Annotated in this window: 11 protein-coding genes and 1 tRNA gene; 1 reads left to right on the plus strand and 11 read right to left on the minus strand. The window is 42.4% G+C overall.

Annotated elements, in window-relative coordinates; all coding sequences use genetic code 11:
• Nucleotides 1-210: 210 nt before the first annotated feature.
• From D0463_RS07345 to D0463_RS07390, 10 genes are all read right to left on the minus strand, one after another.
• Entirely contained in the window at nucleotides 211-1,539 is a 1,329-nt protein-coding gene (locus D0463_RS07345) for an FAD-dependent oxidoreductase (protein WP_117306725.1), read from the minus strand.
• Nucleotides 1,540-2,023: 484 nt separating this feature from the next.
• Nucleotides 2,024-2,097, minus strand: a tRNA-Arg gene (locus D0463_RS07350).
• Nucleotides 2,098-2,249: 152 nt separating this feature from the next.
• A complete protein-coding gene (locus D0463_RS07355; protein ID WP_117306727.1) occupies nucleotides 2,250-2,762 on the minus strand; it encodes a metallophosphoesterase in 513 nt (170 codons plus the stop codon).
• A complete protein-coding gene (locus D0463_RS07360) occupies nucleotides 2,762-3,373 on the minus strand; it encodes an XTP/dITP diphosphatase (protein WP_117306729.1) in 612 nt (203 codons plus the stop codon). Before D0463_RS07360 ends, D0463_RS07355 begins: the two co-directional genes overlap by 1 nt.
• Before the next feature lies 1 nt (nucleotide 3,374).
• Nucleotides 3,375-4,124 carry a ribonuclease PH gene (rph, locus tag D0463_RS07365; RefSeq protein WP_117306732.1) on the minus strand — a complete coding sequence of 250 codons (750 nt, stop codon included), beginning with the start codon at nucleotides 4,122-4,124 and terminating at the stop codon, nucleotides 3,375-3,377.
• Between the two features lie 115 nt (nucleotides 4,125-4,239).
• Nucleotides 4,240-5,307 (minus strand): GerMN domain-containing protein, encoded by a 1,068-nt coding sequence (locus D0463_RS07370; protein ID WP_117306734.1) that lies wholly within the window; start codon nucleotides 5,305-5,307, stop codon nucleotides 4,240-4,242.
• 199 nt (nucleotides 5,308-5,506) lie between these two features.
• Nucleotides 5,507-6,307 (minus strand): glutamate racemase, encoded by an 801-nt coding sequence (racE, locus tag D0463_RS07375; RefSeq protein ID WP_117306737.1) that lies wholly within the window; start codon nucleotides 6,305-6,307, stop codon nucleotides 5,507-5,509.
• A 10-nt stretch (nucleotides 6,308-6,317) separates the two neighbouring features.
• Nucleotides 6,318-6,755, minus strand: a complete 438-nt coding sequence (locus tag D0463_RS07380) for a MarR family winged helix-turn-helix transcriptional regulator (protein WP_117306738.1) — start codon at nucleotides 6,753-6,755, stop codon at nucleotides 6,318-6,320.
• Between the two features lie 276 nt (nucleotides 6,756-7,031).
• Nucleotides 7,032-7,256 carry a helix-turn-helix domain-containing protein gene (locus D0463_RS07385; protein WP_117306739.1) on the minus strand — a complete coding sequence of 75 codons (225 nt, stop codon included), beginning with the start codon at nucleotides 7,254-7,256 and terminating at the stop codon, nucleotides 7,032-7,034.
• 218 nt (nucleotides 7,257-7,474) lie between these two features.
• Entirely contained in the window at nucleotides 7,475-7,945 is a 471-nt protein-coding gene (locus tag D0463_RS07390) for an acyl-CoA thioesterase (RefSeq protein ID WP_117306740.1), read from the minus strand.
• Between the two features lie 140 nt (nucleotides 7,946-8,085).
• On the opposite strand from D0463_RS07390, the gene D0463_RS07395 reads away from it, so the two are divergent.
• Nucleotides 8,086-8,268 carry an H-type small acid-soluble spore protein gene (locus D0463_RS07395; RefSeq protein ID WP_117306741.1) on the plus strand — a complete coding sequence of 61 codons (183 nt, stop codon included), beginning with the start codon at nucleotides 8,086-8,088 and terminating at the stop codon, nucleotides 8,266-8,268.
• Nucleotides 8,269-8,314: 46 nt separating this feature from the next.
• On the opposite strand, the gene D0463_RS07400 is transcribed toward D0463_RS07395, so the two are convergent.
• Nucleotides 8,315-12,214 carry a 5'-nucleotidase C-terminal domain-containing protein gene (locus tag D0463_RS07400; protein WP_117306742.1) on the minus strand — a complete coding sequence of 1,300 codons (3,900 nt, stop codon included), beginning with the start codon at nucleotides 12,212-12,214 and terminating at the stop codon, nucleotides 8,315-8,317.
• Nucleotides 12,215-12,745 lie beyond the last annotated feature (531 nt).

The following is a 12,745-nucleotide window of genomic DNA, read 5'->3' on the forward strand; positions in this document are numbered from 1 at the left end:
CTGCGGGGTCTTGCCAGCCCGTTTTTCCGCAGGAGTCTCGCAGATTCCCTTCCCAAAAAACAACATTATCGTTTAACAGAGCCTTCTTTTAAAGTATGCAGGCCGGACAAGATATGATTCCACTTTTTTCGGCTGAGATCATTATTCAAAAAAAGATAGTAAAAACTCCTGGCATCCAAGGGTTTTTACTATCGTTCTACTGTTTTTCCATCACAGGGTCTGTAAACCTGCCTGATTCAAGAAATTCCATGGTTTGTTATAATGCGGCTGGAAGAAGAAGTCGACGAATCCCAGTTGCTCGATGGTCATCTTATTCTGGATGCAGACAGATAAGGTATTTATGGATTGTGTAAGATCAGCTTTTGACATAATCTGAGCTCCAAGAATTCTGTCTGTTTCTTCTTCATACACTACCTTTAAGGTAACCTGTTCGAAATCCGGCATAAATTCTGGACGGTAGTTGTCTGTGATTGTTACACTTTTCACATTCATACCCATGCTTTCGGCGGATGCTTCAGTAAGTCCTGTAGTCGCAATATTATTATCATAAATTTTAATCCCCGAAGTTCCCTGGGTACCCATATATCGAAGGGAAGGCTTCACAAGGTTTTTCGCCACCAGCGTTCCCATCCGGACTGCATTCGTTGCCAGCGGAATATAAGCATGCTCCCCGGTTGGATTATAGTGGATCGCACAGCTATCTCCCGCCGCAAAAACATCCGGCTTACTTGTTCTCATATACTCATCCACGATGATGGCGCCATTGGACAGCATTTCCACCTGGCCTTTTAATAAATCCGTGTTAGGTCGGAAGCCGATACACATGATCACCAGATCTGCTTCATACTCTCCTTCAGTTGTCAGTACTTTTGTTACTTTTCCATTGGAGCCTTCAAATTTAGTAACCGTTTGTCCTAAAGCAAGCCGAACTCCCCGTTCTTGGAGATCCTTTTCAATGACTTCGGTATATTCGCTGTCTAAATACTTGTTCAACACTCTCTCAGTAGTATCGATAAGAGTCACATTTTTTCCATTCATTTCAAAAGCTTCGACCAATTCGATTCCGATATAACCTGCCCCAACAACGACGACATTTTGAGCGTCCTTTGCTTTTTCAATGATCGCGTTGGCATGGGAATAGTTTTTGCACATGACAACATTCTCAAGTTCTCTGCCTTCGAGATTCGGGATGATTGGCCATGATCCGGTTGTCATAACAAGCTTATCAAACGTATCGAATACTTCCTCGTTAGTTACCAGGTTACGTGCACGCAATGTTTTCTTTTCTGTATCAACGGAAAGCACTTCATGTTTCAGGTTCATTTTTGCACCAAGATTTTCTAATTGCTCAGGAGAAGAGTAGAATAATTTTTGTGCGTCATCGACGACTCCTCCGACATATAAGGCGATTCCACATGATAAAAAGCTAACTGTATCATTTTTTTCGTATACAGTGATTTCCGCTTCAGGATAAAGTGATGCTATATTCGTAACTGCCGCTGTTCCAGCATGTGTACATCCAATTACTGCTATTTTCATAAAAAATGACCTCCTAAGATGTTGTATTTTTATATTGTGAAATATTTCACAAGTTTATTTAAAAAAAATGAAAAGATGAGTAAACACTATTGCTATCTTGTTTACAGTTATAAGTTTATAACAATTATTTTCAAAAGTCTATGAACAATTTGTGAAATTTTTCACAAATGAATTTATATGAAGGATTGATAAGCTATTAGCAGAAGGGAGTTTAAAGATGAACGACAATCTTGAAACTGTTGATATTGTTATTTGCTTGTTTGATATTATTGTATCTATCGTTGTAGAGAAAATCCTATTAACGGAATCGCTCTATCACTGCTCTTAGATACTATCACTGAAGACCGCTTAGTCCGGATTTCTTACATTTTGTTAGTGATTGTTTTGGAGACGTATGAAGATAATTAGCAGCTTATTTTGTGGGTACCAACACATAAAAAAAGAAAACCCCTTGATTACAAGAGGTTTTCACTTAGGCAAATAGCGTCCCAGGAGAGATTCGAACTCCCGACCGTACGCTTAGAAGGCGTATGCTCTATCCGGCTGAGCTACTGGGACATAATAAAAATTTTCTCATTAAAATGCTTACAAACTTAGCATCATCATTTCTCAACGACAATTTCCATTATAGTGCTATAGCATTTCAAAGTCAATATCTCTTTTGATAAAAGACAGGAAGAATTTTCACTCCCTGTCTATTATACTAAATGTCATCCCAATTGATAAGTCCGGGTCAAATTCTTTACTTCATTTCCTTCGAGATTAAAGAACGTGACCTTTGTTTCCTGATCCATATGCTCCAGAATGACATATGTTTTATCCCTGATCGCCCTAGGCAGCCTGATGCTGCCCGGATTAATGAACAGCGTGCCATCCACCATTTCCGATCCTGCTATATGCGAGTGTCCGAAGCAGACGATATCCGCATTGTTTTCTTCGCTTTTGTACGCCAGGTTCATTAAGGTCATCTTGACATTGTAAAGGTGTCCGTGCGTAACGAAAAAACGCAGTCCGCCGATCTCTTCCAGACGCTCGTCGGGATACGCTTCATCGTAATCACAGTTGCCTCTTACCGGCACAAAACCCTTCATTTCCGGAGCACGCAGCGGCAGTTCGGAATCGCCGCAGTGAATCATCGCGTCCACTTCATGCCCGTGACGTTCTTTGATCTGGTTGATCTCATGAGTGAGTCCGTGACTGTCACTTATCACTAACACCTTCATTACTCTCCCTCTTCCCTTTCGAGAAATTCAGCCAACTTCTCTTCAAGTGCTTTTAAAGCATTCGCTCTGTGGCTGATTGCATTTTTTTCATCGCTGCTGAGTTCGGCCATTGTCCTGCCCTTTTCTTTTACGTAAAAAACCGGGTCATAGCCAAATCCGTTTTCTCCTGAAGGCTCCTTTGCAATAAGTCCTTCCACGCTTCCGGAAACGGTAATGGTCGGTTGATGCGGGGATGATAACGCCAATGCGCAATAAAACCGCGCTGTCCTTTCCGATTCAGGTGTCCCTTCGAGCTCATTCAGTACTTTGGCTGTATTGGCGTCATCGTTTTTCTCTTCGCCTGCATATCTTGCCGAATAGACCCCGGGTCTCCCGTCAAGCGCATCTACAATTAACCCCGAGTCATCTCCAATCACTAGACGGCCAAATTCTTTCGCGATTGCTTCTGCTTTTAGAATCGCATTTTCTTCAAAGGTTTCTCCGGTCTCTTCGACATCGATTGAATCTTCTACGTCCAAAAGGGTTAATACTTTGTACCCTTTTGGCTGAAAAAGGCTTTCAAATTCCATTGCTTTGCCTTTATTTTTCGTTGCGATAATGACTGTTTTCATTTCAGCTTTCACCTTTCGGGATTTTGTCAGCAATGCTGCCGAGGGCCGCTCTTTGGGTTTCAAATAATTGCCGTATCCCGGTTTGCGCGCTGGCGAGTAATTCCTGCAGTTCATTATAGGAAAAAGTAGCTTCCTCTCCCGTCCCCTGCAATTCTACAAATTCTCCGTTGCCAGTCATAATGACGTTCATATCGACAAGCGCAGCAGAATCTTCGACATAGTTCAAATCCAGCACGATGCCATGTTCCTTCACTTTGCCGACACTTGTAGCGGCGAGATAGTTTTTAATCGGGAAGGTGGTGATTTTTTTGTCATCATGAAGCTTATTTAAAGCGAGTGCCATGGCGACGAAAGCACCCGTGATGGAGGCGGTCCGTGTTCCTCCATCCGCCTGGATCACATCGCAATCCAGCCAGATCGTTTTTTCACCTATCGCTTCCAAATCAACAATCGCCCGTAGTGCCCTGCCAATCAAGCGCTGAATTTCCATTGTACGGCCCATGATTTTTCCTTTAGCCGCTTCTCTGATGGTCCGTTGATTGGTCGCGCGCGGCAGCATGGAATACTCGGCAGTGATCCATCCTTTTCCCTGGCCCCGCATAAAGTGCGGCACACGATCTTCAATGCTTGCGGTGCAGATGACTTTTGTATCTCCTACTGTAATTAAGACAGAGCCCTCTGGATGTTTTAAATAGTTCGTTTCAATATGTATCGGCCTTAACTCATTGCTCGATCTTCCATCGAAGCGCATAAAGTGTTTCCTCCTTGTTATTCTGGTCTCTGTTTTTGTATCCAATACAAAAGAAGGCAGCCTATATCGCATGCCTCCCTGCTTAACTTATTTATAGTATATCAAAAAACGTTTTTTAATAACTACCGGTATTGACTTTTTCAGGGCGCGTGACAGGTTCAGTCATGGGCTTCCCTTCTTCATCTAGCAGCTTGGCACTTCCTTTTACCTGCAGTTCCACACTTTCGATTCCTTTTTGTTCCGTTAAGGACAGCACCAGCGCGTCAAGCATCGTTTTAGAAATTTTCTTTTCCTTAAAGCTTGCAAGAATAGACTCATTGAAATTCAAGATCACTTTTTTGTCGGCCAGCTTTGGTGATTCAAGCAATTCGACATCCCCCACAAAATCAGACATCAAATTAAATGTGTAGGAAGGACCTTTAATCAACTCTTCAATCACGGCCGCGATATTATCCTCATTTGATTCACTGACCCGCTTTGTCACTGGCACATAATAGTTGTTGCCTTTCTCTTCACCAACATAGTAAACGGTTAATGGTTTAGTATTTGTAATATCCGTGACATCGCTCGTATCCAGATTAATGCCTTGGGCGCGAGATAGTTTTTCATCGATTGGGGTGCCGTTGACCGGCATTTCTTTCAGCTCGTGTCCGTTGATTTGCAATTTCACTGTCTTGACTGAATCAAATTGGGTCAGCGTCCAGGTAATAGCCTGGAGAATTTTCAATTCATCTTCTTTTTTATAATTCTTAAATTCAGGAGAGAAATCCGCAACCGCGACCCCTTTTTCAATATTTACGTCCACCTCAGTATCGGCGGGCAGGACCGGGCGGAATCCATTTGGCAGGATATTGCTGACCGGGCCATTAGCTACCAAATGTTCCAGCGCCTGTTTGGCAACGCCTTGTGAATTTGGCAGCTCTATTGTTTGCGGGACAACATATCCGTTTTTATCAATTAGATATAGCTCTGTTTTAACCGCTTGCTTTCCAGCCTCTTTTGTAGCTTCTGTTTTCTCTTCGCCTTCCGATTCCTCAAGTGCTGAGGCATCATTTTCGTATGACACTTCTTTAGGCGGATCAATTTTGCTGCTTTTTTCGCCTCCCAAGAGCCCGCAGCCTGATAGTAATACAGAAGAGGCCAGAATCGCCGAGACAACTGTTGCTTTATAAACCTTAGACATCATAATCCCTCCCAGGACAGTTTGTACTACTATTTATACGAGCCTGCAACCGATTTAGACCTTGATTGGAAATAAAGTTTTGAATATGAAGAAAACTCGTTGATTGACGAGCTTTTTAAGGTGAAGACAGAGTTGGACTTATGCAGAAAAGAAAGTTTATTCTTTTCTTTCTACAAAAAAAAGACTTCCAGCGGAAGCCTTACTCATTAATTTTTATCGTTTGAACTGAAGTGACATTTTCGCCAAGCCACGATGATGCAATGCTCTGGAAAATATCTCTCGAACCGGTCGTGAAAAATCTATGGTCCGCCTTTTCATTACTTGTATTCATCATTTCACTGTGATGGAGGATAACGCTAGCTTCACGCGCAGTTTCGTCTCCGGATGAAATCACCTTGATCCCGCTTCCCATATAGTGGCTGATTTCAGTGCCAAGGAGCGGATAGTGGGTACATCCCAATATCAATGTATCGATGTTTTTTTCTTTTAAGGGCTTAAGTGTTTCTGCGATAACCTTTTTTACAATCGGTCCTTCAAATTCGCCGCTTTCTACAATCGGTACAAATTTCGGACAGGCCAGGCTGTCTACCCTGACCCATTTATTAATCGATTTCAGAGCTTGATCGTATGCCTGGCTTTTTACTGTGCCAATTGTTCCGATTACCCCAATTTGTAATCTTTTGGACGCTTTTAACGCGGCTCTCGCTCCAGGGTGGATGACGCCCAATACAGGAATGTTCAATTCTTGTTTGATCTCTTCAAGGACAGCTGCGGTAGCTGTATTACAAGCAATAATTAGCATTTTAATATTATGCTTTAATAAGTATTCTGTCATTTGCCACGTAAATCTTTTTACTTCATCTAGCGGACGCGGTCCATATGGACACCGGGCCGTATCGCCTAAATAGACGATATTCTCGTTAGGCAGCTGCCGGATAACTTCTTTCGCCACTGTCAGACCGCCGACTCCTGAATCTATAATACCAATCGGTTGTTTCAAAAATCTCGCCTCATTCTTCTCTCATTTCTTGATGTAATTTAGCCAGGTTTTCATTGAGGGAAGCTATTTCTGTGTCGGAAAAATTACTCAGTACATCGGATAAATAATGCTGCCGCTTCTTTATAACTTCATCGATAATCCGACCGCCTTCTTCCAACAGGTGGATCCGGACGACCCTTCGATCTTTCTCATCCTTCACGCGCATGACCAGCTCATTTCTTTCCATGCGATCAATTAGATCTGTCGTTGTGCTAAAAGCCAGGAACATTTTCGTCGAAAGCTCACCAATCGTCATATCGCCATCTTCAAAGAGGAATTGAAGCGCCACGAATTGTGGAGGGGTAATTTTATAGTTGCTTAAAATCTCCCGTCCCTTTTGTTTGATCAGGGAAGACACATATCTCAATTCCTTTTCTATTTCAGCAACATGCTCGATATTTTTATTCATTCTAACACAGCTCCCCAAAATCACATCGTATATAAAACAATTTGTCTTACTTATTTTCTATTAAAATCGTTTAAATTTCAAGAAGCATTCATTGGGAGTGGGTTTATATCTCGGGCAAAAAAATAAAGCAGTAATCCGCAGATGAGTAAAAAAGGACTTTCTTCGCCCTTTCTTTTATCCACCTGTCAGAATACTGCTCTCCATACCGTGACGTATCCCCGTTGATTCCTTCGGCCAAATCTATAATTAAATGATGAATTGAAAGCGGTTAATACATCAAAGCTTTAGTTCTCCCATTCGAAGGAGCTCTACTACTGCCTGTGAACGCCCTTTAACTCCAAGCTTTTGCATAGCATTCGAAATATGGTTTCGCACCGTTTTTTCGCTGATAAACAATTCACCTGCTATTTCCTTCGTTGTTTTGTCTTGTACTAATAACTCGAATACTTCTCTTTCTCTTTTGGTGAGTAATGGCTTATGAGTGAATTCGTTCTCCTTCAAGTATTGTAACCCTCCTTGCCTTCACCAGCATAAACCCGGAATGGGTGTCTATTTAGTCATCATATAGTATGTTGGCGAGGCCAAGTGAGTGACTGTTTTCCCTAGAAGGAATGCAATTTTTCTTATGTTGTACTCTTGCTTCCAAAAGATCTTGTTTGCAAGAGGCACACTTCACATTATTAGGCGTTTCAAATCTTTTTTAGTTGCCATTCTAACCCTTACAAAGACCGCTTCCCTGCTTCCTGAGCGTGCATTAATCTTTTAGCTTCCTCTGACCAGGGAATCGGTTTTCCGGTTGCTTTGGATATTTGCACGATGGTTCCCCTTCCTGTTAAACAAACCGTCCCATCATCTTTTCTGCCCATGTAATGGATATCAACCGATGAATTGCCGATCTTTTCAGCCTTTACTTGGATAAAAAGCTTGTCATTAAAGTAAATTTGTTTTAGGAAATCACATTGTAAATCTGCTACGACCGGTATGGCTTCACCCTTATCATTCACCCAGTCCTGCATAAATCCAAGGGTTTTGAAGTATTCAATTCTTGCTTCTTCAAAATAGGTAAACGGTACCGTGTTATTCAAATGGCCAAACATATCGGTTTCTGAAAAGCGAACATTTACTTCATGCTTAAAATGAAAAGATGATGCCCATTCTTCCATATTGCTGATGTATGCAATTCTGCTCATAAAGTTTACTCCTTTTTAATAATAATGAATGGTTATTCATTCATTTTATTAAACTTTCGACAATTAGAAAAGGATTTTGGCATAAAAAGAGACAGCATTCAAAAACTAAAGGGAGGAAAAATTGAAAGGAGTGAGCAGTAATGGATGCTGGGCGTGTAAAACAAATATTGTCATCTTCAGCTGATATCGATGTCAGATACAAGGGAACTTCCGTCTGGATTGATAATTTGAATGAGGATGGAAAAACGGCAACTGTTTATTTAAGAGGTGGTGCTTTAAAAGAACGTTCAAATGTCTCAGTTTCAGAGCTTGAGGAAGTGTAGAATTAAAGGCAGAAGAGATATCGATCTCTTCTGCCTTTTCCATTAATTACGTTTTTTGTGGTTTACCGCAGCCTTTTTTAGGAGGAGTTTTTTCTCCTTTTTGTTTTTCATGCATACTGTGATTGTCTTGCCAATTAAATAGGTCGGATCCTTTATACTTATCGAACCATTTATATATCTGGTTCCAAATATAATTGATAGACCATTTAAACTTGTCCGGTTTTTCAGGGCACGGCTCTGCCGGAGTCTCTTCATCAGCTTTAGAACCGGTCAAAATCCGGCCTTCCACTTTCGGTGAAACCGGACTGTTGTTAGCCAGATGACTGTTCAAGACTTCGTAATCCACAACAAATAATTCGGTAATCCGGCCTTCGTCTTTCGCTTTCTTAAACATGGTATACCCGTCCCCGCCATCTGCAACGAACGCATTGGTAGCGACTGTATATAATTTATTCACGTCAATAGGCACGAATCCGGTCCCTTCTTTTACTTTCACTCCATACACTCGCTCACCCGCAGGCAATGAAGGATCATACTTGAATTGGATTCCGGCAACCTGCATAAATTGCCCGGCCACGTTTTCCACAGAGGAAACACTGTGTTCCAAAGCCTGGATCACTTCCTGACCAGTAAGATCAACAGTTACAAGTGTATTTCCAAACGGCATGACCGTAAGTACTTCATCTAAAGTAATATCACCTTCATCGATGGAAGCACGGATTCCTCCCCCATTTTGCATCGCAATCGTTGCGTTCACGCTTTCTTTTGCTTTGGCAAGCATCGCATCCGCCACTAGATTCCCTAGGTTGGTTTCCTTCGTTCTCACATTGGCACGCTCACCATCAAGCGCCACCGTTGTCGACCCCACCACCTGCTTTTTCATTTCCTCGATCGGGGCACCTAACTCTGCGAGACGGTTTTTTGCCCACTCATCTTCATCATAGACATATTCACCCGTTTCATTTTTCTGAACAAGGTCGATCAATTGACCGTTCCACTTGGTCAGTTTTCCGGCGTCATCAAACGTTGCGTCCAATCTGCCAAGGAAGTTTCCGTACTCGCCTGTTTGGACGACCAGTGTCGGTTCTCCGTCAGCGTTGAATACAACCGGCTGAGCAAGCTTCGTATGAGTATGTCCACCTACAATTACATCGATTCCTTCTACTTCATCGGCCAGCTTCTGGTCTACATTGTAACCGAGGTGAGAAAGGACGATAATTTTGTTAACTCCCTTTTCTTTTAATTCAGAAATGGTCGCGCGTGCCTTTTCCGTTGCATTTTCGAAAACAATATTTTCTCCCGGATTCGCCAGGAACGTTGTATCCTCTGTTGTTAAGCCGATTATCCCTACCTCTTCACCGCCTGTTTCCTTTACGGCTGCCGGGTAGATTTTTCCTGTCTGTGCCGGATTGCCAATCGAGCCTTCCGCTAAGCTTTGGAGTGCAGGATCTTTTGAAAAGTCAATATTGGCACTGACAAACGGGAATTGCGCCTTGCTTACAAAGTCTGCAAGTACATCAGATGGCTTATCAAACTCATGGTTTCCAAACGTCATCGCATCATAGCCGATTTTGTTCATGAATTCAAGGTCAGCCTGTCCCAGGTATTTATTGAAATATAGCGTACCTGAGAATACATCTCCCGCATCCACAAGCAAGGAATTCTTGGCCTCACCGCGGATCTGGTTGATAGCCGTAAACCGTCTTGGCATTTTATCCAGATGGGCATGTGTATCGTTTGTATGCATAACCGTCAAATCAAATTCTGTAGGCGCCGGTGTTAAATCGAATTGCCCTACCAATGGATCATGGTCGCTCGCCCGTCCATGAACGTCCATATATGGTGAATTGATATTGACTATATCAAATTCATGTTTATCAGTTAATGGTTTGGTTACAAGCATATGGTCAAGCGTCTGCGCATTTCCTTGGTAGTTATAGGAAAAACGCTCATTTGCAGACAATGTTTCAATTAAGTTGGTAAGTTCATCGCCTTTTAATGCCTTAAGCGTATTTGTAAATTCAAAGTCATTGATATCGCCAAGTACGACTATGTTAGCATCCGGATTTTTTTCCGTGATACCTTTTACGAAGTTGTTTACGATTTTCGCCAGTTCAATACGTTTCTGCTCGCTCTCCAGGACTGGAGGCTGAACTCGGCCAAACAATGGGTCGTCCCCGCCTTTTGAATTCAAATGGTTGGCAATGACGATTACATCCTGGCCTTTAAAGACGAATTGAGCAGCAAGTGATTTTCTCGTATCCTGAAATAAAGGATTGGCTGGTTCAATACGTCCCGGATTCACAGTCAGTGAATTATTTTCATATGCTACTGCTTCTGTCGTCGTTCCTTTTGGAGCTTCCTTCAGGGAAACACGGTCAGGATTATACAAATATCCGACACGGATATTCCCGCCCGGTGCACCGCCATCCTGATTATTTTCAGGGGCAATATCGGTAAAGCTGTATGCAGGGCCGCCTAGCTCCTTCACTTTATCAATCAATTTTTGGTAGCTTTGCGCGGCGTCGGTATTTCCGTCATTCGTTTCTCCATTATTATCTTGGACTTCAACAAGGCCGATAATATCGGGAGCGTTCAAATCATTGATAAAAGATTCCGCAATGCGGGTGACTTTGCTGTCCGGAGTTGCCGCAGAAAAATTCTCCACATTGTAGGAAGCGATCGTTACTTTGTTCGGATCTTTTTCAAATGCCACTTTCTCTGCAGGCTTTTCACTTTCCGTTAATGCCGGCAGGGAGGCTGTATCGGCAAGGATTTTATAGTTGCTGTAACCATACCCGACAACACCGGTTACAGTGCCATTAAATTGGTCTCCCGCTTTGGCAACAAAATCCCTGTTAATTAATAGATGGAATCTCTCGGGATTTGAATTGGTCTCAGTCAAAAGAGGGCTGTTGAATTTTGTGTAGGTTTTCCCCTCTTCCTTACTGATAACGACAGGAACTTCCCCGTATTTTTGCGGAGCGGTCACCATTGGATTTTCTAAAGCGATTCTCATGCCTTCAAGGCTTTCATAAAAATCGATTCCATCTTCCTCCGGATCAAATTGTCCGAAGCTGTCGTTGTCGATTACTTGTGTTGGCACAGGATGATCCTCACCAATCACGACAGGTGCAGGAAGCGGTTGGTTGGATCCAATCACTATCACGGCAGTCGAGTTAATTTCTGTCATGGCCAGATCTGTTTCCAGTTTTTCAGCGTATCCGTCAAGGACCCACTCCTTGACCGTTCCGTTTACGGAAACAAGATCGCCCTTACGCACTCCATGCGCTTTCTTATATACCATCAAGGCATCGGATGTTTTCGGATTATTATCGCCTTCCATATCCTGAATATAGAAGTTATTGCTGTCCGTTACATGGGTTACTACTCCCTGGACGCCTTCGACAGCTTGTCCATTGAAAGTTGAATTATGGGATTCACCCTGAATTTCATAAATCTTTGGTCCGTTCGGTGTCGGCTGAGGCTCACCTCCGCCATCTCCCGGATCCGGTGCTCCATCAGAGAAGCTGATGGCTGTTACAGCTTTAATGCCGGGGACGGTGAAATAGGGTTCGATATTCCCCGTTATTTTTATTTTCTTTCCAAGGGCTGACGGGTTGCTGACCAATCCAAATTGAGCTCTGTAGGAGCTTGGAAGCTGAATTGGCATCACTTTCGCATTATCCCGCTCATCAGTAGAATCGGCGATAATGATATTTGTCTCTGCGGAAAAAGGTGCTTCATAGTCATATGATTTAGTTCCCGTAGCAAAGCCGACAATATACCCTTCAACAGTAGCAGGGCCAGTCTTCGTGATTGCTTCCTGCACCGTCAGTGTTCCCGGTTCTTCCGCTTGTACGGTCATAAAAGGAACCGTATTCGATAACACTAAGGCTACAATTGCTATGATGAAGACAAGCTTACGATGAATCCTCTTGTTCATTCCTTTTCCCCCTTGAAAATAGAATTTCCTTTGACGTGTAAAATATCAGCTTATTTGCGATATTTTGACAAATCTAACTATAATACTTTTTCGTTGAAATAATATAAGATTTTAGTAGAAAAAATGTAAAGCGGCAAAAATGATACATTATTCCTACGATGAGATAATGACTATGTATCTATAGCTTCTGGTTGGTACACTGTCACTGCTGAAAAAGGATTTGGATAATAAAATCTGAGTTTGGATTATAAATTGCTGGTTTGGATAATAAAGTCACTGGTTTGGATAATAAAGTACCTAGTTTGGATAATAAACGCTAGCTTAGATAATAAACTGACCAGTTCAAATCACAAATCGTGCGTGTCTTCTATGTAAAAACGCAAAAAGCCGTCTACTGGAGAAAATTCCTCCAGTAGACGGCTTTTAATTACTTATGAACTGCTTTGTATTTTGATAGATGTCTAGCTGCAGCGCCCAGCCCCGACGCACAGGACGTGCTAGTGCCGACGAAGACATAAGGACGTGGCGGTT

Origin of the sequence: Bacillus sp. V59.32b, assembly GCF_003429085.1 — a bacterium.
Lineage (GTDB): Bacteria > Bacillota > Bacilli > Bacillales > DSM-1321 > Peribacillus.